Annotated in this window: 20 protein-coding genes; 11 read left to right on the top strand and 9 right to left on the bottom strand. The window is 66.9% G+C overall.

Features of this window, described 5'->3' with window-relative positions:
• Positions 1-7: 7 nt before the first annotated feature.
• Complete coding sequence (locus RCP37_RS07940) at positions 8-1954, bottom strand: acyl-CoA dehydrogenase family protein (RefSeq protein WP_373693122.1); 1947 nt, start codon at positions 1952-1954, stop codon at positions 8-10.
• Positions 1955-2008: 54 nt separating this feature from the next.
• Between RCP37_RS07940 and RCP37_RS07945 the strand changes: the two genes are divergently transcribed.
• The 3 genes from RCP37_RS07945 to RCP37_RS07955 all read left to right on the top strand — a co-directional run bounded on the left by RCP37_RS07945 (position 2009) and on the right by RCP37_RS07955 (position 4725).
• On the top strand, positions 2009-3172 hold the full coding sequence (locus RCP37_RS07945) for an esterase-like activity of phytase family protein (protein WP_308486361.1): 1164 nt from the start codon (positions 2009-2011) through the stop codon (positions 3170-3172).
• Positions 3173-3370: 198 nt separating this feature from the next.
• Positions 3371-4060, top strand: coding sequence for a TetR family transcriptional regulator (locus tag RCP37_RS07950; RefSeq protein WP_308486362.1), 690 nt, complete (start codon positions 3371-3373; stop codon positions 4058-4060).
• Positions 4060-4725, top strand: coding sequence for a TetR family transcriptional regulator (locus RCP37_RS07955; protein ID WP_308486363.1), 666 nt, complete (start codon positions 4060-4062; stop codon positions 4723-4725). The genes RCP37_RS07950 and RCP37_RS07955 overlap by 1 nt, the downstream gene beginning before the upstream one ends.
• Before the next feature lie 5 nt (positions 4726-4730).
• Here RCP37_RS07955 and RCP37_RS07960 read toward each other — a convergent pair whose 3' ends face one another.
• The 3 genes from RCP37_RS07960 to RCP37_RS07970 all read right to left on the bottom strand — a co-directional run bounded on the left by RCP37_RS07960 (position 4731) and on the right by RCP37_RS07970 (position 8010).
• Positions 4731-5096, bottom strand: a complete 366-nt coding sequence (locus RCP37_RS07960) for a PAS domain-containing protein (protein WP_224976190.1) — start codon at positions 5094-5096, stop codon at positions 4731-4733.
• A 411-nt stretch (positions 5097-5507) separates the two neighbouring features.
• Entirely contained in the window at positions 5508-7316 is a 1809-nt protein-coding gene (locus RCP37_RS07965; RefSeq protein ID WP_308486987.1) for a putative bifunctional diguanylate cyclase/phosphodiesterase, read from the bottom strand.
• A gap of 244 nt (positions 7317-7560) precedes the next feature.
• Positions 7561-8010: a MarR family winged helix-turn-helix transcriptional regulator gene (locus RCP37_RS07970; protein WP_308486364.1), complete on the bottom strand. Its 450-nt coding sequence runs from the start codon at positions 8008-8010 to the stop codon at positions 7561-7563.
• 133 nt (positions 8011-8143) lie between these two features.
• On the opposite strand from RCP37_RS07970, the gene RCP37_RS07975 reads away from it, so the two are divergent.
• The 4 genes from RCP37_RS07975 (at position 8144) to RCP37_RS07990 (ending at position 12355) form a co-directional block, all read left to right on the top strand.
• Positions 8144-10147, top strand: a complete 2004-nt coding sequence (locus RCP37_RS07975; RefSeq protein ID WP_308486988.1) for an ATP-binding cassette domain-containing protein — start codon at positions 8144-8146, stop codon at positions 10145-10147.
• Positions 10148-10212: 65 nt separating this feature from the next.
• Positions 10213-10953 (top strand): CbiQ family ECF transporter T component, encoded by a 741-nt coding sequence (locus RCP37_RS07980; protein ID WP_308486989.1) that lies wholly within the window; start codon positions 10213-10215, stop codon positions 10951-10953.
• Positions 10954-11062: 109 nt separating this feature from the next.
• Complete coding sequence (locus tag RCP37_RS07985; RefSeq protein ID WP_224976958.1) at positions 11063-11938, top strand: type IV toxin-antitoxin system AbiEi family antitoxin; 876 nt, start codon at positions 11063-11065, stop codon at positions 11936-11938.
• A 105-nt stretch (positions 11939-12043) separates the two neighbouring features.
• The gene (locus RCP37_RS07990) at positions 12044-12355 is read left to right on the top strand and encodes a CDGP domain-containing protein (protein ID WP_224976191.1); all 312 of its coding nucleotides are present in this window, start codon (positions 12044-12046) and stop codon (positions 12353-12355) included.
• Between the two features lie 21 nt (positions 12356-12376).
• On the opposite strand, the gene RCP37_RS07995 is transcribed toward RCP37_RS07990, so the two are convergent.
• From RCP37_RS07995 to RCP37_RS08005, 3 genes are read right to left on the bottom strand one after another with little or no spacing between them, the layout of a single operon-like run.
• Complete coding sequence (locus RCP37_RS07995; protein ID WP_308486365.1) at positions 12377-13708, bottom strand: ABC transporter substrate-binding protein; 1332 nt, start codon at positions 13706-13708, stop codon at positions 12377-12379.
• Complete coding sequence (locus RCP37_RS08000; RefSeq protein WP_308486366.1) at positions 13705-14547, bottom strand: carbohydrate ABC transporter permease; 843 nt, start codon at positions 14545-14547, stop codon at positions 13705-13707. Before RCP37_RS08000 ends, RCP37_RS07995 begins: the two co-directional genes overlap by 4 nt.
• A 12-nt stretch (positions 14548-14559) precedes the next feature.
• Positions 14560-17157, bottom strand: a complete 2598-nt coding sequence (locus RCP37_RS08005) for a helix-turn-helix transcriptional regulator (protein ID WP_308486367.1) — start codon at positions 17155-17157, stop codon at positions 14560-14562.
• A gap of 246 nt (positions 17158-17403) precedes the next feature.
• Between RCP37_RS08005 and RCP37_RS08010 the strand changes: the two genes are divergently transcribed.
• Together RCP37_RS08010 and RCP37_RS08015 are read left to right on the top strand one after the other, a co-directional pair.
• On the top strand, positions 17404-17916 hold the full coding sequence (locus RCP37_RS08010; protein ID WP_308486368.1) for a lipoprotein LpqH: 513 nt from the start codon (positions 17404-17406) through the stop codon (positions 17914-17916).
• 82 nt (positions 17917-17998) lie between these two features.
• Positions 17999-19420, top strand: a complete 1422-nt coding sequence (locus tag RCP37_RS08015) for an amino acid permease (protein WP_308486369.1) — start codon at positions 17999-18001, stop codon at positions 19418-19420.
• Between the two features lie 9 nt (positions 19421-19429).
• Here RCP37_RS08015 and RCP37_RS08020 read toward each other — a convergent pair whose 3' ends face one another.
• Both RCP37_RS08020 and RCP37_RS08025 read right to left on the bottom strand, forming a co-directional pair.
• Positions 19430-20302, bottom strand: coding sequence for a carbohydrate ABC transporter permease (locus tag RCP37_RS08020; RefSeq protein WP_308486370.1), 873 nt, complete (start codon positions 20300-20302; stop codon positions 19430-19432).
• Between the two features lie 26 nt (positions 20303-20328).
• On the bottom strand, positions 20329-21345 hold the full coding sequence (locus tag RCP37_RS08025) for a DUF2804 family protein (protein ID WP_308486371.1): 1017 nt from the start codon (positions 21343-21345) through the stop codon (positions 20329-20331).
• A gap of 63 nt (positions 21346-21408) precedes the next feature.
• Between RCP37_RS08025 and RCP37_RS08030 the strand changes: the two genes are divergently transcribed.
• Together RCP37_RS08030 and RCP37_RS08035 are read left to right on the top strand one after the other, a co-directional pair.
• Positions 21409-22923 carry a TldD/PmbA family protein gene (locus RCP37_RS08030; RefSeq protein ID WP_308486372.1) on the top strand — a complete coding sequence of 505 codons (1515 nt, stop codon included), beginning with the start codon at positions 21409-21411 and terminating at the stop codon, positions 22921-22923.
• Complete coding sequence (locus RCP37_RS08035) at positions 22920-24287, top strand: metallopeptidase TldD-related protein (RefSeq protein ID WP_308486373.1); 1368 nt, start codon at positions 22920-22922, stop codon at positions 24285-24287. The genes RCP37_RS08030 and RCP37_RS08035 overlap by 4 nt, the downstream gene beginning before the upstream one ends.
• The last annotated feature ends 3 nt before the right edge of the window (positions 24288-24290 follow it).

Below are 24290 nucleotides of genomic sequence, written 5' to 3' on the forward strand. Positions count from 1 at the left end.
AAGCCGGCTACCCGGTGGACGCACCGGCGGGCGGTACCGACAAGTGTTCGGGATGCAGCATTTCGGCGTACCGCAATTCTTCGGGGATGCCGAACCCGTCGATCAGAGTCTGCGCGTGCGGGCGCAGCTTCTGGCAGCGGTCATTGATGCCGCGGGTGACGGCCTTGGCCCGATCGGTGGACAGATACCGGTGCTCGATGTACCAGGCCTTGTCGTCCTCGATGACGCTGAGCGCGTACAGGTCGCACACCAGCTCCAGCAATTCGCGGGCCTCGGGATCGGGGCAGGAATCGATGCCTGCGACGAACGCCTCCAGCACGACTCGGTCGATGTGTGCGGTGGCCGCATGCAGCATGTGGTCCTGGACCGCGTTGAAGGCGTCGAAGTCGCTCATCTCCTGGGACTTGGCCCTCAGCCGCCGTGCCACCGAGGTCAGCAGGTATTCCTCGCGGTCTTCGAACATGTGCACCTGGGTGCCGCGGTTGAACAGGCTGCCCTCCTCCTCGCTGTCCTGCCTGGCGTCCACGATGGTCTGGATGATCGTCTCGGCCGCAGTGCGTTTGAGCACCCGATCCCCGACAGTCTCGGCCGCGAACCGCACCCAGCCGACCGGGCTCATGTCGGCGATGTCATCGGCGTAGCTGGTCAGCAGCTGCTTGGCCACCAATTGCGTCAGCACATGGTTGTCGCCCTCGAAGGTGGTGAATACATCGATGTCGGCGCGCAATGCGATCAGCCGGTTCTCGGCCATGTAGCCGGCGCCGCCGCAGGCCTCGCGCGCCTCCTGGATGGCCCGGGAGGCGTGCCAGGTGTTGGCCGCTTTGAGCCCGGCCGCTCGTGCCTCCAGTTCGCGCTGCTCTTCGGCGCCGGGCTCGTCGGCGGTCTGCAGATCATGGCAGCGGCCCACCAGCTCGTTCTGAGCGAACTGCAGCGCATAGGAGCGGGCAATCAGCGGGAAGAGGCGACGCTGGTGAACCAGGTAATCCATGATCAGCACCTCGTGTTTCGCCCCGTCGTCGCTCGGGGCGCTGAACTGCCTGCGCTGCAACGCATACCGGGTGGCGATGTCCAGGGCGACTCGGGCGGCCGCGCCTGCGCTGCCGCCCACCGAGACCCGGCCCCGGATCAGGGTGCCGATCATGGTGAAGAACCGCCGGCCATCGCTCTCGATCGACGACCGGTAACTGCCGTCGGGCTCCACATCGGCATAGCGATTCAGTAGGTTCTCCCGGGGCACCCGGACGTGGTCGAAGACAATGCGTCCGTTGTCCACCCCGGGAAGACCGCCCTTGTAGTGGCAGTCCGAGGTGGTCACGCCGGGCAGATCGTTGCCCTGCGCGTCGCGGATCGGCACCAGGAAGCAATGCACGCCGTGGTTTTCGTCGTCGGTGGTGAGCTGGGCGAAAACCGCCGCAACGGTGGCGGTTTCGGCGGCGCCGCCGATGTAGTCCTTGCGTGCCGATCCCGTAGCGGAGTCGATCACAAATTCTTGGGTTGCCGAGTCGTAGGTGGCGGTGGTCTCCAGCGACTGCACGTCGCTGCCATGACCGGTCTCGGTCATCGCAAAACACCCGAGTAGGTCCAGGTCGATGATCTGCTCGACGTAGGCGCGGTGGTGGCGCTCGGTGCCCAGGTTCTCCACTGCGCCGCCGAAGAGCCCCCATTGGACCCCGGCCTTGACCATCAGCGACAGATCCGACATGGCCAACATCTCGATCATGGTGATCGCGGCGCCGACGTCGCCGGTGCCGCCGTGTTCCTTGCGGAAACTGTCCGCCGCCACGCCGGAGCCGGCCATGATTCTGAGTTGTTCGGCGACCTTGGCGCGGGCGATCGCCGTGTTCGGTGTGTAGTGGGGACGAAATTTCTCATCGCACAAAGTGGCCCGGATCTGGTTCTTCACCGTCCGCCAGCGGCCGTCCAAGGTGTCGCGCAGGGCATCGGAAGTGGTCACCTCATGCACCGTATCCAGGCGGGGCCGCCGGTAAACCGGGTTTAGATTACGGATGTGCGTGGGAAGTGGAGCCGGTTGCCGGCGCTGTGCGGGGTGCTGCTGACCGGCGGTGCTGCACTGGCGGGTTGTGCGCCGTGCCAGACTCCCACGGCGACAGCCGGACTGCAGTACCTCGGCCAAGCTCTACTGGCGCCGAACACCAGGTTTGCCGGCACCGTCGTGGGTGGGCTGTCCGGGATCAGCTACGACCCCGGCCGTGACTGCTACTACGTGATCAGCGACGACCGCTCGGCCCACGGGCCGGCCCGCTTCTACACGGTGCGGCTCTCGGTGTCCGACCGCGGCGTCGACGGGGTGGCGATCATTGCCATGAACCCGCTGTTGGACTCCGGCGGGCGCCCGTTTGCGCCGCAGGCCTTCGATGCGACGCCGCCGGTCATACCGCCCGACCCCGAAGGCATCGCGTTCGATGCCGGTCGGCAGCGGTTGTATTGGTCCTCAGAGGGGGAGCGGCGCACCGACGGCCCACGTGGTGCGGTGTTGGCCGACCCGTGGGTGCGTACCGCCGGGCTGGACGGCAGCTACCTCGGCCAGTTCGCCATGCCGCCGCAGCTGGCGATGTCGGCGCAGCCCACCGGGCCGCGCCGCAACACCACCCTCGAGGGCCTGACGGTGACCGCCGACGGACGAATGCTGTTCGCCGCGATGGAGGGCCCCGGGTACGACGATGGCCCGCTGCCGGACCGCGACCACGGCGCGCTGACACGCATCACCGCCTACCGTCTCGACGCTGACGCCAGCCCCGACGCTCCGGTCGCCCAGTACGCCTACCCGCTGGAGCCTGCGGCGGAGACCTCTGGACCGGCCCGAACCAACGGCCTCACCGATCTGGTGGCCCTGTCGGACACCGCGTTCCTGGTGATCGAGCGTGCGTTCAGTGACCGTCCGACGGTGCGTCTGTTTCGCGCCGAGATCACCGGTGCCACCGATGTGCTCGGCATGCCGGCGCTGGCGGGTGCAGCCGTGACTCCGATGGCCAAGACTTTGGTGGCCGACCTGTCCACCACACCCGGGCTGGACCCGCTGGACAACATCGAGGGGCTGACGCTGGGCCCGCGTCTGTCCGATGGCCGGCAGACCGTGGTGCTGGTCAGTGACGACAACTTCTCACCGCGCGAGGTGACCCAGTTCGTCGCCTTCGCGATACCCGCCGACTAGCCGGACAACGGTGATCGTCGACGCGACAGTCCCAAGCAGACCGAATACAATCTGGCATCACGGAATTGGCGTTTTCAGAATGTCATCAGAGGTGAATGACGATTTCAAGTATAGAAATGAGTCAACTTCATCATTCGGCTGATACCGTAACCCGGGTGTGGTACGACTGCTGGTCAGCGACGAGGCTGAGATCACGCGTTGGCTGAGTCGACCGACCGGCGCGCCGATGCGACGCGCCAGCAGATCATCCGTGCCGCTGCGCATCAGTTCGCCCAGCGGCCCTTTCACGACGTCGGCCTCGACGACATTCTGGCTGAAGCGGAATTGACCAAGGGCGCGATGTATTTCCATTTCCGCTCTAAGCACGCTCTGGCCTTGGCCGTCATCGACGAACAACTCGCGAAGACGGGTACAGCGATTCGGGCATTGGTGGACCGCAAGCTTTCCGGCTTGGAAACGCTGCTTGACGTGGGCTACCTCATGGCGGTCGAAGACCTCACCAGTGACAGTGCCCGAGCAATGCTGCACCTGCTGCCGGTGGTCGGCGGCGCCGAGGGGCTGCAGGCCACCGTGCTCAACAATGCGATTCAGGCGTTGGGCGTGGTGACCGGGCGGGCGATCACCGAAGGCGACGTCCTCGACCGCGATCCGCAGGATGTGGCCCGGATGATGGTGGCGCTGTACCTGGGTTTGCGACAGGCCGGCAATCTTGATGAGCCCGAACAGTTCCTGCGTGAGTTGGAGCGGGTCTGGTCGGTTGTGCTGCCCAGTGTGGTGCCTGCCGATCGCATCGACTACTTCGTTCAGTTCGTCCGTCGGCGCACTGCCTTGGCAGTCAAGACCACGGCGGCGGCAAAGTCGGCGGTGCCCGAAGGGGAGGCCGGCTGATGGCGCGCCAGGTCCGGTCCGAGGCGACTCGGCGCAAGCTGCTCGATGCGGCCATCGACGTCTTTGGCGAGGCCGGTTACGTCGCTGCCGGGCGAACCGCGATCATCGAGCGGGCCGGGGTGACCAAGGGAGCGCTGTACCACCACTTCGACTCGATGGATTCGTTGGTGACGGCGATCATCGAGGGCGGTTTCGCCACGGTCTTGACCACGTTCCGGAGCATGTGCCAGCCGTCCTCGCCCGCCCTGGAGGGGATGATCCACGGCATGTTCGCCGTCACGGAGTTGTTGTCCGTCGACAAGGAGGCGCGGGCCGCGGGTCATCTGGTCTTCGCACTCGCCGAATCCAGCGAATTGGGGGCTGAGGTCGGCGGCGAATGGGCGGATGCGGTCGCCGCCCAGACCGCGCGCGCGATCGCCGAGGGCGACCTGTGCGAGGAACTCGATGCCCGCCAAGTTGCCGAGTCGATCACCTCGGCGATGCTCGGGACTTGGCTGCTGACTCACTACGCCGGTGACAGCATCGGTCGGGTGACCCGGATGTGGGAGACGCTGTTGCCGGCGATCGTGGTGGCCGACTCACTGCCGTATTTCCGGCAGTTCCTAGCGCGCGACGCGCTGCGCTATCAGAACGGCAGTGACGGCGCGTCGTCCGCCGAGCGCTGACGGCGCTAGCGCTCCTCCAACCAGAGTTGCTCGGTGAGGTCTTGGAACGTGGCGAGCGCAACCCGGTCATCGGCACGTTCGAGCGCTGACTTGCTCATCAGGGCACGCACCGTCGAGCCGTCCCGATGTTCCAGGGAGACAACGAGATTGGCCAGTGAATGCATCACCGACAGGGCCGATTCCTCGGCCGGCGGAACCTGGCCGAAGATCTGCCGAAACGCCAGGGCCAGCACCTCTTCTTGGGTGTAGCCCAGCATGGCGGCGAACCCGCTGTTGGCGAACAAGATGGTGCCGTCGTCGGCGATCGCGAGCACCGGAACGGGGATCCGCTCGAGCGCGACCAGGGCCGGCAGCTGCCGCAGAGTGTCCATCGGTGCCAGAGGGGTTTGCGCGTTCCGCCGTCGCTCCATGTGTCTGATTATGACGGGCGCCGCGCACGGCGTGGGCAGGGTTCGCCCCGCCGGGCAGTGACCGCGGCACGCGCGATACATAGGCAGCCGACGTGATATGACCCACAGTCTTGTATGGATTGAACACCATCCAAAAGGTATGTACTATCTCCGGTTATGCGAGGAGCTGGTTTGTACGGATCGGGCGCGCTGCGGCGCGCGCCGAGGCCGGCGAGTTCCTCCCGAAGCTTCGCCCGGGGCACCTTGAGGGGTCCGCATCGCCGTGTGTCGCCGCTCGCCGAGCCGCATTGGTGCACCGCACCGACTGCAGCGCTCGCCGGCAGGCAGACGGGGGTGCGGTTGCGTGCCACTTTCTACCGGGCGATGTTCTTGTCAGATCACCAAAGCCTGGCTGTCGGCAAGGAAAGGCATCGCCATCCAGCGTGACGCCAGCATTGCTTCGGCGGCGGGCCCCGGCACCGGGCGGGAGAACAGGAATCCCTGCGCGCGGTGACAGCCGTGCCGCATCAAGGTGAGCGCGGCCGCGGACGTTTCCACGCCTTCGGCCACCACCTGCAGGCCGAAGGCCTCGGCCAGAGCGATGATCGCTCGGACAATTGCGAGATCGCCCGGATTGACGCCCAATTCGCGCACGAACACGGTATCGATCTTCAGGGTGTCGACCGGCAGGTCCTTCAGGTGTGACAAGACGGCGTAGCCCGTCCCGAAGTCGTCGATGGCGATCTGCACCCCGGCTTCGCGCAGTTCGGCCAGGGTTCGACGGGTGTTCTCGATGTTCTGCACCACCGCCCGCTCGGTGATCTCCAGGCAGAGCGAACCGGGCCGCAGGCCGAATTCGTTGATGGTTTCCACCACGTTCTGGACGAAACCGCGGGCAGCCAACTGGACCGGCGAGACATTGACGCGCAGGGTGGCATTGGTCCGAACGCCGTTGGTCTGCCATTGGCTGAATTCTGCGCACGCCGTGCGCATCACCCACCGGCCCAGATCATCGGCAAGGTTGGCGGACTCGGCGATGCTGATGAACGAACTCGGCAACAGCAACCCGCGGGTGGGATGCCGCCAGCGCACCAGCGCCTCCACCGCGACGATGGCGCCGCTCCACAGATCGACCTCGGGCTGGTAGTACAGCAGCAACGACTCGTCGTCGATCTTGCCCTGCATGTGCAGTTCGATGTCCTTGCGGAACAAGCTCTTCAAGGACATGTCGTCGGTGGAGCTGACGGTCTGGTTGCCGCCGCCACGTTTTGCGGCCAAGACCGCCTCGTCGGCGCGGTGCAGCAGACCGGCACTGGTGTCTTCCCCGGGCAGACCGACCGTCACGCCTACGCTGACGGTGCTGTTGACCGTGTGGCCCTGGATCTCCACCCGCTCGCGCAGCGCGCCTTGCAGCCGGTCGGCGAACGTCTCGGCGCTGGCCATCGACATCGGCCAGTCCGGGATGACGACGAATTCGTCCCCGCCGATCCGGGCCGCCATGGTCCGGTTTCCGGCGTACGCACGCAGCCGCCGGGCGAAGTCCTGGATGAACCAGTCGCCGGCGGCGTGACCGAGGTAGTCGTTGATCGGCTTGAGCCGGTCAAGGTCGATATAGAAGACGCCGACCGGGCCGGGGTTGCCGGCGACGAGGCGCTCGGACAGGTGCGCGACCAGCGCGCGACGATTGTGCAGGCCGGTCAGGTCGTCGTGGTCGGCCAGATAACGCAGCCGCTCCTCGGCCGCGACACGGGCCTGCAACTGCGCGAACAGCGACGCGATCGCCTCGATCGTGTTGAGTTCTTCAGGGCGCCACTTGGGTCGGCGGAACTTGACCAGGCCCAGCATGCCGATGGTCACCGGTCCGGAGATCAGCGGCGCGGTGGCCACTGACAGTGATTCGATGGAATGGTCCCTCGACATCTGGCGCACATAGCCGGACTCGTCCGGCTCCGGCCGGATGACCGCCACCCGCTTGCCGTGCGCACAGGTGGTGAAGACCGGATCAGCGGTGGTGAAGGATACGACCGCCAAAGGGTCGGGCTCCGGGGCGTCCGGGCGCGGCGGCCATTCGGCCACCAGCTTCGAGGCCCTGATCTCGTGGTCGTTGTGGCGTAGGAATCCGGCGTCGACGTTGAGTTGCTCCACCAACGTCTGCAGCACACGTTCACTGACCGCGGCGGCCGTCGATGGTGTGGTGGCCATCAGTTGGGCGGCGATTGAGGTGACCAGCGCCAATCTATCCGCCACGATGTCCTTCCCCCGAAGACCGGCAGCCCAGTGGGCGAGCCGCGGGGGCCGCAGGAGGCCTAGGATCGCTTCGGGCCGATGCCGCTGTTGAGCATATTCGAAAAGGCGCTCAAGCTGGAAACTTCTCAGCCGAATTGCGGTTGTTAGATCGATCGGCGATCGGCGCGGTTTCAATGGCGCCGATCCCCAGCGCCCGGCGTTAGCGGACCGGTCGGGTCGGGCCGGCTTCGGCCAGGAATCGGTGCAGCACGTCGACCGCGTCGGCAAGCGTCTGGCGGTCTTCGGCAGAAAGCCGGTCCAATTCGGGGTCCAGCGCGGCCGCCCGGTCCTGGCGGACCCGCGCCATGGTCTCGACGCCCTTGTTGGTGATCCGGATCAGTACGGCTCGGGCGTCGAGCGGGTCGGGGGTGCGGGTGGTCAGGCCGGCGTCCTCGAGTCGGCGCACCTGGGTGGTCATCGTCGGCTGGGAGCAGTGGTCCACCGCCGCCAGGTCGGAGATCCGGGCCACGTCCAGGTCCTCGATAGTGGACAGCAGTCGGGCCTGTGCCCCCGGAATGGGCAGCGCGACTCGTTGGGTAGCGAGCCGGTTGAGCCGCGAGACAACGCTGAGCAAATCGGCTCCAAGGCTGGCTTGGGCGGGGGCTACCATCGGGCAAGTATTTCACATGCGTGCACGAAAGTGGAACAGCTCGGTCCGCTCAGCGTGGGGCGGTCCGAGCGACTGGCAGAATCGACGGGTGACCAAGACCGGCCAGGGCCTAAACCGAGTCCGGGCGCGGTCGATGCAGTCCTTCGAGATTGCGCAGGCCGCTGTGATGGCGGCGTTGTGCGCGGCGACGGCGATCATCGCTGTCGTGGTGCCCTTCGCCGCGGGTTTGGCGCTGCTGGGCACGGTGCCGATGGGGCTGTTGGCTTACCGCTACCGGATTCGCGTGTTGATTGCCGCCACCGTCGCCGCCGCGACTATCGCGTTCCTGATCGCCGGCATGGGCGGCTTTATGACTGTGGTCAATAGCGCCTACATCGGCGGCTTGACCGGCGTCATCAAGCGCCATCGCCGCGGCCTGCCCACCGTGGTCGTGGCCTCCGCGGTGGCCGGCGCCATCTTCGGCACCGCCATGGTGCTGGCGCTGACCGTGTTGTCCCGGCTGCGCCACCTGATCTTCGACGCGATCACCGCCAATGTGCACGGGGTTGCGGCTGCTATGGCGCGGATTCCGCTGCCGGAATTCCAGCAAGCCGCCCAGGACCTGAACGGATTTCTCGGCGCACTGCTGCACTACTGGCAGTGGCTCATCCTGGCCCAGATGACTATCGGCGTCATGATCGTCTCGCTGCTCGGGTGGTGGGCGTTGTCGCGAGTGCTGCACCGTCTCCGCGGGGTGCCCGACGTACACAAACTGGACCTTCTGGCCGAGAGCGGTCCGGTAGCGCCGGTCCCCGTCCGGCTGGATCAGGTGCGGTTCCGTTACCCGCAGTCCGACCATGACGCCCTCGGGCCGGTGAGCCTGGAAGTGGGCGCCGGTGAGCACGTCGCGATCACCGGCGCCAACGGGTCGGGCAAGACCACCTTGATGCTGCTGCTGGCCGGGCGGGCCCCCACCGCGGGCACCGTTGAGCGCCCCGGCGCGGTGGGTCTTGGTGCGCCCGGGGGCACCGCCGTGGTCATGCAGCATCCGGAGAGTCAGGTGCTGGGCACCCGGGTCGCCGACGACGTGGTGTGGGGCCTGCCGCCGGGAAACAGCACCGACGTGGAGCGGCTGCTCGGCGAGGTCGGCCTGGCGGGCTTCGCCGAACGCGACACCGGCGGCCTGTCCGGCGGGGAGCTGCAGCGGCTGGCGGTGGCGGCGGCGCTGGCCCGCGAACCCGCACTGTTGATCGCCGACGAGGTCACCAGCATGGTCGACTCGCAAGGACGCGAGGCGCTGTTGGGGCTGTTGTCGAAGCTGGCCGGGCGCTCTGACCGGCGCTGCACCTCCTTGGTGCATATCACCCACTACAACGACGAGGCCGGCAGCGCCGACCGGACCATCGACCTGTCCGGGTCCCGCGACAACACCGCCATGGTGGAGACCGCCGAGGTCCCCGCCGCGCCCGGCGAACACCTACCGGGACACGAGGGCACGCCGGTGCTCGAGTTGTCCGGCGTGGGGCACGAATACGCCAGCGGAACGCCGTGGGCCAAGACCGCACTGCGGGACATCAGCTTCAGCGTCGGCGACGGCGACGGCTTGTTGATCCATGGCGGCAATGGTTCGGGCAAGTCCACGCTGGCCTGGATCATGGCCGGCCTGACAACGCCGACCACCGGCCGTTGCCTGCTCGGGGGCCGGCCCGCCGACGAGCAGGTGGGGGCTGTCGCGCTGTCGTTCCAGGCGGCGCGACTGCAGCTGATGCGCAGCCATGTTGGTCAGGAAGTGGCTTCGGCTGCGGGTTTTTCACCGCGTGACCACGCCAGGGTCAGCGCCGCCCTGGCCGCCGTCGGCCTGGACGAGGCGCTGGCGGGACGGCGCATCGACCAGCTCAGCGGCGGTCAGATGCGCCGGCTGGTGCTGGCTGGCCTGCTGGCCCGGTCGCCGCGGGCGTTGATCCTCGACGAGCCGCTGGCGGGCCTCGACGCCGCCAGCCGGGATGGCTTGTTGCGACTGCTGGAGGATCTGCGGCGCGAGAGTGGCCTGACGGTGGTGGTAATCTCGCACGATTTCGCCGGCCTGGGCGAGTTGTGCCCGCGGACGCTGCACTTGCACAACGGTGTACTGGTGCCGGCGCCGGCAGGTGCGGCGTGACGGGGGAGGCGCGCAGCGCCCCTCGGCCGGTGGTGTTGCTGCGGCCGGTTCCCGGCGACTCCGCCATGCACCGACTGTGGGCCGGGACGAAGTTGATCGTGGTCTTCGGCATCTCGGTACTGCTGACCTTCTATCCCGGCTGGGTGACGATCGGTGCGGTGGCACTGCTGGTGTTCGTCGCGGCCAGGGTTGCTCGCATCCCTCGGGGTGCGTTGCCCTCGGTACCCCGCTGGCTGTGGGTGTTGCTGTTGGTCGGCGGCGGGACCGCGGCCATGTCCGGCGGCGACCCGGCCGGCCTGGGCGGGCTGTTGTACTTCCTGCGGATCACCGCGTTATCGATTGTGCTGCTGGGGCTGGGCGCGATGGTGTCGTGGACCACCAATGTCGCGGAGATCGCTCCCGCGGTGGCCACATTGGGGCGACCGCTGCGGCTGCTTCGCATTCCCGTCGACGAATGGGCGGTGGCGCTGGCGCTGGCGCTGCGTGCCTTCCCGATGCTGGTCGATGAGTTCCGGGTGCTCTACGCCGCGCGGCGCCTGCGGCCCCGGTTCCAGCCGTGGACCCGGCGGCAACGCCGGCGCCACTGGGCACGCGAAGCCGTCGATCTGATGACTGCGGCCATCACCGTGACTCTTCGCCGGGCCGACGAGATGGGGGACGCGATCACCGCTCGTGGTGGCACCGGCCAGATTTCGGCGTCGCCGGCGCGGCCGGGCTTGTCCGACCTGGTGGCCCTGGCAGTGGTGGCCGTGATGTGCGGCGCGGCGGTGGCTGTTGAACTGATGGTGTTGACCGCCGCTGCCTGAACTCGCCGCCTCCTCCGCGAGATTGCACTCACGCGAGTTTCTTGCCCGATTGTGCTGCATGGCTGCAATCTCGGCGAGCTGTCGGTGCCTACGAGCATCCTTGCGCGGTATGAAGGCATTTCTCGGTAGCGAAGCCGTCGCCGCGGGTGCAGTATCTCGCGATCGGCTGGGACGCCGGTGCCGGCGGATTTTCCCCGACGTCTACCTTCCCGCTGACCAGACGGTCCCGTCATTGCGGGACCGCGTCGGCGGAGCCTGGCTCTGGTCGCGTCGTCGTGGCGTCATCGCCGGTGTCGCGGCGTCCGCGCTGCATGGAGCGCGCTGGGTCCACGACGACACGGTTGTTGAGATGCTGCTGCGTAACGGCCGGCCACCGAGCGGGGTGATCACGCGCAACGAGGCCGTCGCCGACGACGAGCTGACCTTTGTCGGGCGCCTTCCGGTGACCACTCCAGCACGTACCGCTTTTGACTTAGCGCGTCACCTACCGCGCGGGCAAGCCCTCGCCCGGCTGGATGCGTTGACGCGGGCGACCCCGTTCGCGGTCGAGCGTGTTCTGCTGCTCGCCGATCGCTATCCAGGCGCCAGGGGATTGCGGCAGCTTCGGGAACTGATGCCGCTCGTCGACGGCGGTGCGGCGTCGCCCAAGGAGACGTGGTTGCGACTCCTGCTCCTTGACGCCGGATTACCCGTGCCCACGACGCAGATTCCCGTGCACATCAACTGTCACCTGTTTGCGATGCTCGACATGGGGTGGGAAGCGTTCCGCGTCGCCGCTGAGTACGACGGGGACCAGCACCGTACCGATCGCCGCGAGTACGTCCGTGGTGAACGTCGCCAGCGCAAGCTGCCGCAATTGGGTTGGCTCAACATCAAGGTGATCGCCGAGGATCGGCCAGCTGAGGTGGTCGAACGTGTCTACCGCGCGCTGAGATCGCGGGGATGGAGAGGCGCCCTGACACCGAGATTGCAGGCACGCAGGTAATTTCCGGCTTTTTCCTGCATGGTTGCAATCTCGGGGACCGCCGCTGCCTGAAAACCGTGATAGCCCAAGCCGTGGGCGCGTTCTACAGTGGGTGACGAGGGCGCCATGTCACCTGCAATCCGCAACCACCGGATGCCCGCCGCCATCGCGGCGTGCGGTCTCGTTGCGGCCGGCGTCATGGTCAGCCGGTCACCGGCGGAGGCAGTCCCTCCGACGACGGGCTGCGCTGCGGAGCCGTTCGGGATGCTCTGCGATGGTCCGATCAGCCCCGACAACACCTTCACCCGGTGCCGGATTATGCGCGGGATGTTGGGCGCGCGAGGTCTGTACCTGCCGGCGACCGAGAAGTGCTGGGTGATCGATCTGAACGACGAGAACCCCAGCTACGGCAATGACCTGCCGCGCCAACACCTGTGAGCACGTTCGACCGCCGGGCAGCTACCGGCGTGCGGCCGCGTTCGCGGCGTCCTGCGCTTGGCGTAGGGCAGTGTCGACGTCGGAGCGGCCGAGGAACATCTCGTCGAAATAGGGCTTGATGGCCTGGTTTCCGGCGGCAAAGCCCGCACCGCCGCCCGGGGCGGGGATGCGGGGTCCGTTGAGCACTGCGAAGAAGGGTGTGACGTCGACCCCGCGCTGCGCCCAGTAGTTGAAGTAGACCCGTTGTGCGCTGAGCACCGCCGGTATCGCCGCCCCATGGCGCCCCAGGTAGGTGTTGCCGTCGCGGCTGCCGAGCCAGGCCAGCACTTCCCGTACCGCCGCGGGACGCGGCGATGCGGCGTTGCCGACGGCGGCGATCCCATTGGTGACACTGACTCGTCCGACCGGCCCGGCGGGCAGCATCGCCACCCCCCAGGAGAACGCCGCCTGCTCAGCGACGGCCGCCAGGTTGTAGGTGCCGGACTGAAACAGCGCCATCTTTCCGGCCAGAAACTGATTGCGGGAGAAGTCGCCGTTGGTGTTGGTCTCCGAGGCCGGCGGTGCCACATGGTCGTTGTTGATCAGCTGCACCAGGTAACCGAAGGCGCCGATCGCCGCCGGGTTGTCGAAGGCGAAGTCGTCGCCGCGCTGGAACACTCCGCCGGCAGAGCCGACGTAGTTCAGGTAGATACCCTGTGGGTCGTTGGCGGCGTTGTAGCCCCACTGCCGGATGCGCCGCTGGTCGAAGCCGGGGGAGTTGGCGCTGCGTCCGGCGCCGTCGAGGGTGAGCCGGGCCAGCAGCGGCCGCAGAGTGTCGTGCGTGCCTTGGGGATCCCAGCGCAGCTGCTCCAGCTGCGCGGGAGCGATCCCGGCGGCGGCCAGCAGATCCGCGTTGTAGTACACCGCGATCCCGGCGTCGGTCAGTTGCGGGACGCCCCACAGCGTGCCGTCACGGGTGAACTGAGTGACCACCGACGGCTCCCAATCCGCGCCCGCCGCATCGATCTTCATCAGCCGCCCGCTGTCGGCGTAGCCGGCCAAGTAGGCGTTGGAGAGCCAGAAGATGTCGTCGGCGCCGCCACCGGCGACATCGGTGCGCAGCGTGTCGAAGTAGGTCCCGTAGGAGACGACGTTGACGTGCACCTCGATCTCGGGGTGGGCGCGGTGGAACGCGGCGAACGAGTGTCGGTAGGCGTTCGCTACCTGTTCGTCCCACAGTCGTACCGTCACCACTGTGGTGCCGGCCGCCGACCGGTTCGCGGTTCCGTCGAGCAGCACCGCGGCAGCGCCGAGCAGGGCGGCCAGGGCAACCACCGCCGCAGCGAACACGGTGGAGAACCGTGGCCGGCTCACTTGATTCCCGTGACGACGATCGACTGCACGATTCGGCGCTGGAACGCCATGAACAGCACGATCAGCGGAATCATCGCCACCGTGGTTGCCGCCATCACCAGCGTCCACTGCGCGTTGTAACGCGACTGCAGGGCGGCGGTGGCAACCGTCAACACCCGCCACTTGTCGTCGCTGGTGATCACCAGCGGCCACATGAAGTTGTTCCACTGTGAGACCACCGTGATCAGCCCGAGCGTGACCAGGATCGGCTTGCTGGCCGGCAACATGACGTGCACGATCACGTCCAGGGTGTTGGCTCCGTCCAGTCGCGCGGCGTTGATCAGATCATTGGGGACGGTGCGGAAATGCTGGCGAAGCAGGAAGATCGCGTAGGGCGACCCGAAGACGAACGGCAATACCAACGCCCAGAACGTGTTCCGCAGACCCAGCTGCGCCATCATCAGATACAGCGGCACCACGGTCACAGTGGCCGGCACCATCAGGGTCGCCACATACACCCAGAACAACTTGTCGCGGCCGGGAAAATCCAGTCGCGCGAACGCGTAGGCGGCCAGCACCGAGAAACTCAACTGTCCCACCACGATCACCGCCGTCATCAATGTCGTAACCGCCGCCGCCCGGCCGAATCCGGCCCCGCCGAGATCGCCGTAGTTGTCCAGCGTCGGCGGGTGCGGCCAGGACAGCGGGGAACCGGTGGCGAACTGGCGCGCCGGGGTGAACGACGTCAACAGCCCGAGCCCGAAGGGCGCCAGGGTGATCAGCGCGCCGATCGTCAGCAGCGCGTAGATCGCAGAGGTGCGAATGTGCTTGTGCGGAAACAGAGAAGTGCTGATCAACATGGGGTGGGGAGCTCACTGGGGTTGTTGGTAGGCATAGGCGGCGGCTTGGGTGCGGTTGTGAACGCCAAGTTTGGCCATGATGGCGCAGACGTGAGTGTTGGCGGTTTTGGTACTGATGTAGAGGGCGGTGGCGATTTCGGCGTCGCTGCGCCCGGCGGCAAGGAGTTCGAGGACATCGCGTTGGCGCTTGGTGAGGCCACGTGGGTCAGCGCTGGTGTCTTTGCGACGTCGGTCGGGATCGCGACCGCGCAAGTGGGAGAGACGTTGCTGGGTTCGTCGGGCAGCGGCGCGGGCGCCAAGCTGGCGGAAGGTGCCCAGTGCGGCCTCGACGGCGTCGATGTCGCCGCTGAGTTGAGCGATGGCGGCATCGTAGGGACAGTCGCGAAGGGTCCACTCCTGCGTGGCCGCGCACCAATCCCCATTGATCTCACGTTCATAGGGCGTGGCAGCGATGACGCCAATACCGGATCGGTCACCGGCCAGATGAGCCCAGCGCCGCAGGGAGCCTCCGAGCCACGTGTACGCCGTGCCGGACACCGTGAGAACCTCGGCCGCGCAGCGGCGGACCGACTCGTCGTCATCGGCCAGCCAGGCGGCCTCGGCACGTGCGGCGCAGACAGGCAGGCGCAGCAGGCTGCCCGTCGCAGCCTCCAGGGCTTCGTCGAGCAGCGACCACACGGGTTGCTCGCCACGGCGTGCCCGGATCAGGGCGACTGTGATCAACGGCGCGATCCGGTGTTGGGGCGCCAGTTCGGGCTGGGTCAGGATCTGCTCGGCCGCCAACGCAGCAGACGTCCAGTCGCCGCCGGCCAGATCAGTCAGCGCCTGCAGCCCGGCCACCAAGGCCTGGAACATGCCAAGTTCGCGGTAGTCGAGGTAGGCCGCGACTTCGGCGAGGTAACGCTTCGCGCGACCGAAATCGCCGCGCACGACAGCGAAGGTGCCGAGGAGGACGCCCAGAATTCCGCTGTGCTCCTCGATCCCAGGGGCCGCGGCCGCTTCTCGCCACACCTCCTCGAACTCGTCCCAGCCGGTGTCGCTGCAGAACACGGTGGTGAGTGCTGCATATCCGCGGGCGTGGATCACCACGGCAGGGTCGCGGAAGTGGGCACCGAGGGCCTTCGCGCGGGCCGCATGTCGGGCACAGGCGGGGTCTAAGGAAAGAGCGGCGATGTGCGCCATATTGATCAGTGACCAAGCCAACTGCGGGGACGGTTCGAGGTCTTCGAGCAGCCGCAATGATGCGTGCGCCGCCGCCGACGCTTCGGCGGGGCGTCCCAGCAGCTGGAGGACGTGCGACAGTCGGCGCAGGCCCTGAGCCTCCTGGTGAAGATCCCCCAACTGCTGGCGGAGCGCGATTGCCTGTCGCCATGACAACACCGCCGATTCGGCCTGGCCGGTCAGATAACTGCTGAATGCGTGCTGTTCGAACCACACCACCTTGTGCTCGTCGGGGACGGTGCCGGCGTGGCGCAGCACCAACGCATACAGGTCGGCGGCTTGCCGATGGGCGCCAAATCCCGCGGCGCGCTCGGCTGCTGCCGGGCCAAAGCTGATGAGTGTGTCGGTGTCGCCGGCCTGTTCAGCGTGAACCACCAACGCGGCCAGTGTGTCCGGGTCGATCGGCGGTTCTGCCAATGCGGTCAGCGCTCGCTTGTGCAGCACTCGGCGCTGATAGTCGGGGATCTGTTCGACGATGGCACGGCGGGTCAGCTCGTGGCGGAACCCCACCGTGTCTGCGTTGGCTACCAGCACTCCGGCGGCGAGGCATTCGCTCAGCGTGCCCGCTGCGCCCGGAGATACCGCTTCGAGCAGTGCGGTGTGTACCCGAGGGCCGCAGATCGCTGCCGCCTGTGCGGTTTCGCGCCCGGCGGCCGACAGCCGCGCGAGCCGGCCCCGCACCGCCTCGGAAATGCCGCAGGGCAGATCGCCATCTCCCTGCGCGTCGGGCCCCGCGGCCAACATCTCCGTGACGAAAAACGCGTTCCCGCCGGTAAGTCGGTGCAACGCTTGGGCGTTGACGCCACTACCGGCGGCCAACGCGGCTACCCCTTCGGCGCTGAGCGGCTGTAACGCCATGCGAGTCACGGTCGCCCAGGTAGCCACATCACCTAACAACACGGCCAGCGGATGGGTCGGGCCGATCTGGTCGTCGCGGTAGGACGCCAGCAGCAGCACCGGCAGTGTGTCGATCCGCCGGGCCACGTAGCGCAGCAGATCCAGGGCGGCGCTGTCGGCCCAGTGCAGGTCTTCGATCACGCACACCGCGGGGTTGCCATCGCCGACGACGCCGACCAGTCGGGCGTAGATCTCCTCGGTGTCCCTGGCGTCGATGGCGGCCCGTAGCGAAGTCGCCTGATCGGGGGGAAGGTCGGCGAGCATGTCGATGAACGGGCCCAACGGCCGAGGCGTGGCCGACCCGTCGCACCAGCCGCGCAGCACCCGCGTGCCCGGATCGAGCCCGGTGAGAAATCGGGCGATCACTGTGGTCTTGCCCGCACCGGCCTCCCCGCGTAGCAACGTCAGCTGCCCGTCGCCTCGGGTGGCGGCTCGATAGCAGCGCTGCAGGGTCGTCAGCGTCGTCTCGCGTTCGAGCAGAGGGCTAACCACGGCCAACCCCCTCCCGCCTCAGGTCTGGGACCGCGCACCCCGGAGCAAATATCAGGTAATTACCTGATGCGCCGAGGTTCGCCTGCCCAGCACACTCCCAAGTGAGCGTGGCGGGTGGTCTGCCACGGGCATCAGCACACTGCCATCTGATCAGGATGCGGAGTAAAGCCTAGCCCGCGAGCCCCCGCCTGCGCCCACGAAACAGCACGAAACAGGCGTGTGACCACCCACAACAAAGGAGTACCGGTGAAGCGTTCAGTAACGGTTGCCGCAGCAGCGGCAGCAATCGCGGTCGTAGGTCTGTCTGGGTGCTCCAGCGACAAGAAATCGGAAACCAAGCACGCGTCGTCCTCGAGCGCCGCGAGCTCCTCGAGCTCCTCGAGTGAATCCAGTGCATCGGTGAGTGTGGGGGGCGCCGCAGCAGCCACGAAAGTCACCATCGACGGCCAAGACCAGAACGTCACCGGGACAACCGTGTGCACGACGATGGCCGGAGACGTCAACATCGCGATCGGCGGAGCGGCCACCGGTATCGCCGCGGTGCTCACCGACGCCAACCCACCCGAGGTGAAGTCGGTCGGGTTGGGCAACGTCAACGGTGTGACGCTGGCATACACCGCGGGTACTGGTCAGGGCGATGCCAAGGCGACCAAGGACGGCAACGAATACAAGATCAGCGGCACCGCGACCGGGATCGACACGGCCAACCCGATGCAGCCGGTGAACAAGCCCTTCGAAATCGATGTGACGTGTTCTTAATCCGATTCGTCGCGTTGTAACCCCGTTGCGCCGGTCGGGGCGTGTTCAATGATGGACACGAACCGTCCAGCTAGGGGCACCAATGTCAACGCCGGCGCTCAGCCTGTCACGGCAGATGCTGCGGCGTCGGCCGGTGAACGGTGCACCGACCGCCACCGGGGGCACGAACCACCTGCGCCGCAGGCTTGGCGGCTTTCGGCTCACCATGTTCGGCGTGGGCTCGACGGTCGGCACAGGGATCTTCTTTGTCTTCCCGGTGGCGGTACCGCAAGCCGGCCCGGCGGTGGTCGTTTCGTTCATCATCGCCGGGGCCGCAGCGGGTCTGGCCGCGATCTGCTACGCGGAGTTGGCCTCGGCGGTGCCCATTTCAGGGTCGGCATACTCATACTCCTATGCCACCCTCGGTGAATTCATGGCCGTGGTTGTCGGGGCATGCCTGCTGCTCGAATACGGCGTGTCCACCGCCGCGGTGTCAGTTGGGTGGAGTCAGTACCTGAACAAGCTGTCGCTCAATGTCTTCGGATTCTCGGTGCCGCAGGCTATTTCATCGGGACCATGGGATTCCGAAGGTGGTTTCGTCAATCTGCCAGCCATCGTCTTGGTGGCAATTTGTGCGGCTCTGTTGATCGGCGGTACCAGTGAATCGGCCAAGGTCAATGCCGTAATGGTGGTGATCAAGCTCGGCGTGCTGCTGATGTTCGCGGTGATCGCGTCAACGGCGTTCAGAGCGAACCACTTCACTGACTTCGCCCCTTTCGGATTCTCGGGAATCAGTTGGGCAGCGGGCACGATCTTTTTCTCTTATGTCGGTCTTGACGCGGTATCCACCGCCGGTGAAGAGGCCAAAGACCCGCAGCGCACGATCCCGCGGGCAATCATCGCGGCACTGCTGATCGTGACCGGTGTCTACGTGATTGTCGCCGTGGCCGCGATGGGCAGCCAACCGTGGCAGGACTTCGAGGGGCAAAGCGCGGGCCTGGCCGTGATTGTGGACCACATCACCGGAAACCGCTTAGGCAGCACCGTCTTGGCAGCGGGCGCGGTGATCTCGATCTTCTCTGTCACATTGGTCACGATGTACTGTCAGACCCGCATCCTTTTCGCGATGGGTCGCGACGGCCTCCTGCCGGCGACGTTCGCCAAGGTCAACCCGCGCACCCGGACCCCCGCAACCAACACCATGATCGTCGCGGTCGTGGCGGCAACGCTCGCCGGTCTGGTGCCGCTTCAGCGTCTGGCCGAAACGGTCTCCATCGGCGCCTTGACCGCGTTCATTGTCGTGTCCGTGGCGGTGGTTGTGCTCCGGGTCCGGGAACCGGATCTGCCCCGCGGATTCAAGGTGCCCGGCTATCCGATCACACCGATCCTGTCGGTGGTGGTTTGCGGATGGATCATGTGCAGCCTGCACCGGTACACCTGGATCGTGTTTACCTGCTGGATAGCGGTCGCGTTGATCTTCTACCTGGTGTGGGGTCGCCGTCACAGCGCACTCAACGGTGGTTAGAACGCAAGCTCACGTGAGGTCATAGCTGACTCGGCGGCCCAACGAAAGTTGCTGAACGACCGTCACTGAAACCAGGACGGCGAACAGCACCAGTGCCATCACCGCGGCCCGGCCGATCGCCGCCGCACCGAACGCCTCGTCGTAGATGCGGTGGGCGATCAGGTCGGTGCGGCCTCCCGGCCCGCCGCCGGTCAGCGCGTAGACGGTGTCGAACACCTGCGCCGCGCTGACCACGCCGGTCACCAGCACAAAGAACATCGTGGGCCGCAGCATCGGCAAGGTGACGCGCCAGAACCGCTGCCACCCGTTGGCACCGTCGATGCGCGCCGCCGACAACACCTGGGTCGGGATGGCCAGGATTCCTGCCAGGAAGAACAGCGCGACGTAGCCGACGTTGGTCCACACCACCACCGCCGAAGTCACCGGTAGCGCCAGCCCCGGATCGGTCAGCCATTCGATGCGGTGACCGAGCACGGTGCTCACCGCGCCGTCCGTGGGGCTCAGAATCCAGCGCCACAGCACCGCGATCGCCAGCGGTGCGCAGATCCACGGCAGCACGTACACGGTGCGAAACACGGCGCTACCGGGCAACCCGCGCGCCAGCAAGAGCGCCACACCCAACCCCAGCGCGGTCTGCAGTGGGACGACGAAGGCGACGAATAGTACCGTCACCACAAGGGAATTGCCGAACACCGGATCGGTCAACACCGATCGCCAGTTCTCCGCGCCGACATAACTGATCGGCCCCAGCAGATCCCAGCGGTGAAAGCTCAGCCACACCACAACCAGCATCGGCAGCAGCAAGAAGGTCACCACGCCGAACAGGCTGGGGGCGAGCAGCGCATAGCCCAGCGTCGCAGACCGGGGGGCGCGGCGGCTCATAGGTGTATTAAAGCGGTTGCGCCGACTCAAAATCGGGTCTTCATCCGCTCGAGCACCCCGGGCACGTCGTCGAAGGAGTAGGACCGCCCGGCCAGGGACGTCACCGTGCCGCGATAGGTCCCGGCGAGCTGCCAGTAGTCGATCGCGACCGCGACCAGATTGACCTTGACCGCTTTGCGCCCCGCGGGATTGAACGTCACATCGAGTCGGCGGTCGCGGTCACGGACGCGCACGGTCGACAGCGGATCGTCGGAGCCGAAGTCGAACTCAGCTCCCACGAGCGGCTCCACAGCACCGGGAACCCAGTTCGACGACTCGTCATCGTCGTCGCTGAACTCCGGCCGGTCGACGAAGTTGGACCCCACCACACCACCAGCCATTGCGACGGCAAAGGTGCCCCACGTCCAGAGCGTCGAATACGGAAATTGCGAGCGATGCTCGTCGAGGATCGCAAAATCGCGGGCCCGCTCGAACACATACGTGCGATCACCGACGGTGAGTGTGCCGTCGACCGGAAACGGTTGTTTGAACGTGTAGTAGTCGATCGCCGACGTGAGTTTGGCACTGAGGCTGAGCGGCGGCGCCGCCCCCGCCACATACAGCGTCAGCGCACCGGTGATCGCCGGCCCGCGCCGGTCGGCCGCACAGTCGATCCGCACGGTGATGGTGCCGGCGTCGGCATCGAAGTCGTAGGCGAGCAGATAGCGGCGCGTCTTGACCTGGCAGCGGCCGTGGTGCAGCAGGTCGTCGGGCAGGTCGAGGCTGCCGCCCCGGAACCGAGCACTCTTCTCCACCAGGACACCGGTCGCCTGGTCACGGATGAACAGCTCCGACGACGCCAGGTACTTCACGTCCTGCATGATCATCGCGCCCGACAGCTCGGGGTGGATCAAGGCGAACCCGACCCACTCTTTGAGCCGGAACTCGTGCCAAAGACGCGACAAGCCGCGGTGCGCGTCGACCGGGTTGGTGTCGCGGATCCGGCCATCGAAGCGGCCGTAGCATCGAACACCGTCTTCAACCAGTCGCTGCGGCGCTGTCACGCCGTGATCATCAATTGATACCTATGGCGTGGTCAACCCTCGGCACGTCGTTACGGTGGACGGGTGACAGCGAACCGGGGGATCGACGCCGAGTTTATGGCCCTGCCCCGCCACGAGCTGGCCGACGCCGCATTGTCGGCGGCCAGAGCGGCCGGCGCCGAGCATGCCGACCTGCGGATCCACCGGATCGCGACCGAGGTCATCCGGCTGCGCGACGGTGAGTTGGAGACCGCCGTCGTCAACCGCGAGCTCGGTTTCGCGGTGCGGGTGGTGGTCGACGGCACCTGGGGTTTCGCTTCGCATGCCGAACTGGCCCCGGCCGTAGCGGCTGATACCGCCCGCCGTGCCGTGCAGGTCGCCAAGACGCTGGCGGTGCTCAACGCCGAACGTGTCGAACTGGCGGCCGAGCCGGTATACCGCGATGTGACGTGGGTGTCGGACTACCTGATCGACCCGTTCGAGGTACCTACGGCGGACAAGATCGACGTGCTGGAGGACTACGCGGGTCGGTTGCTCGCCGCCGACGGGGTGCACCACGTCACGGCTTCGTTGACCGCGGTCAAGGAGCAGACTTTTTACGCCGACGTGTTCGGATCGTCGATCACTCAGCAGCGGGTGCGGCTGATGCCGGTCTGCGATGCGGTCACCGTCGGACCGGACGGTTTCGACTCGATGCGAACGCTGGCACCGCCGACCGCGCGCGGTTGGGAAGCGGTGGCCGGTGACGAGATCTGGGACTGGTCGGCCGAGCTGTCCGAACTTCCGGTGCTGCTCGCCGAGAAGGTCAAGTCGCCCAGTGTGACCGCCGGACCGACCGATTTGGTGATCGACCCGACCAATCTGTGGCTGACCATCCATGAATCTATCGGGCATGCAACCGAATACGATCGAGCTATCGGTTACGAGGCGGCCTACGCGGGGACGTCGTTCGCCACCCCGGACAAGCTCGGCACCCTGCAATACGGCTCGCCGGTGATGAACGTGACCGCCGACCGCACGGTGCCCTACGGGTTGGCCAGCATCGGCTACGACGACGAAGGCGTCGCGGCCCAGAGCTGGGACCTGGTGCGCGACGGGCGTTTCGTGGGGTATCAGCTGGACCGAGTGTTCGCGCCCAGATTGGGGCAGTCTCGTTCCAACGGGTGCTCATACGCCGACTCGCCGCACCATGTCCCGATCCAGCGAATGGCCAACGTGTCACTGCAGCCGGGAACCGAGGACCTGTCCACCGCAGATCTGATCGGCCGAGTGGACAACGGCATCTACATCGTCGGAGACCGATCGTGGTCGATCGACATGCAGCGCTACAACTTCCAGTTCACCGGGCAGCGGTTCTTCCGGATCCGCGACGGCCGGCTCGACGGGCAGCTGCGTGACGTGGCGTATCAGGCGACCACCACCGATTTCTGGAACGCGATGGAGGCCGTCGGCGGTGCCTCGACGTGGCGGCTGGGCGGGGCGTTCAACTGCGGCAAGGCGCAGCCCGGTCAGGTGGCCGCGGTCAGCCACGGCTGCCCCTCGGCCCTGTTCCGGGCGATCAACGTGCTCAACACGCGCAGCGAGGGGGGCCGGGAATGATTGGACCACAGCAGGTCATCGACACCGCGCTAGCGGCGGCCAAGAGCGATAACACCCAGACCATCGTGCTGGTCACCGACCGGACCGAGGCGTCGTTGCGCTGGGCCGGTAACTCGATGACCACCAACGGGGTGTCGAGCAGTCGAACCACCACCGTCATCTCGATCGTCTCCGACGACGAGGGCGCTCGGGTCGGTTCGCTGTGCTCGGCCGAAGTGGATCCGGCGCTGATCCCCGAGCTGGTCGCGGCCTCGGTCGAGGCGGCCGCGGGCGCACCGGAGGCCCGCGACGCCGCGGAACTGCTGGGCGGCACCGCCGTACCGCAGGACTGGGACGCCCCGGTTCCGCAGACCGGCGCGGAGGCCTTCGCCGACCTGGCCGGCTCGCTGAGTCGCGGCTTTCGGGGTGCGGACCAGCTCTACGGGTTCGCCCGCCACGAGGTGGAGACGACATTCCTGGCGTCCTCGACCGGGTTGCGGCGGCGTTTTACCCAGCCCACCGGGACCGTGGAGATCAACGCCAAACGCAATGGTGCCAGCGCGTGGGCGGGGATCAGCACCCCGGATTTCGTCAACGTGCCGTGCGATTCCTTGCTGGAACAGCTCTCGACGCGCCTGGGCTGGGCGGCGCGCACCGTCGAGTTGCCGGCCGGACGCTACGAGACGTTGATGCCGCCTTCCACGGTTGCCGACATGATGATCTATCTCGGTTGGACGATGAGCGGCCGCGGAGCCCAGGAAGGCCGTACCGCGTTGTCGGCGCCCGGCGGCGGCACCCGGGTGGGAGAGCGGCTGTCCGAACTACCGCTGACCCTGTATTCGGACCCGCATGCGTTCGGCCTCGAATGTGCGCCGTTTGTGGCAACCGCCACCTCATCGGAGACCGCGTCGGTGTTCGACAACGGCCTGGACATCGGTTGCGTGGATTGGATCCGCGGTGGGGTGATCAACGCGCTGGCCTACCCGCGCGCTGCGGCCGCCGAGTTCGGCGTCCCGGTCGCCCTGGCCGCCGACAACCTGTTGATGACGGGCGGTTCGGCCAGCATGGACGAGATGATCGCCTCGACCGAGCGCGGGCTGCTGCTGACCACGCTGTGGTACATCCGCGAGGTCGATCCGACCACGTTGCTGTTGACCGGGCTGACCCGCGACGGCGTCTATCTGGTCGAAGACGGCAAAGTGACTGCGGCGGTGAACAATTTCCGGTTCAACGAGAGCCCGCTGGACCTGCTGCGCCGCGCCACCCAGGCCGGTATCGCCGAGCCGACGCTGCCCCGGGAGTGGGGTGATTGGGCGACTCGGGCGGTGATGCCGTCACTGCGGATTCCTGATTTCCACATGTCGTCGGTGAGCCAGGCGCAGTGACGG

The organism is Mycolicibacter sp. MU0102 (assembly GCF_963378105.1).
GTDB classification, from domain to species: Bacteria; Actinomycetota; Actinomycetes; order Mycobacteriales; family Mycobacteriaceae; genus Mycobacterium; species Mycobacterium holstebronense.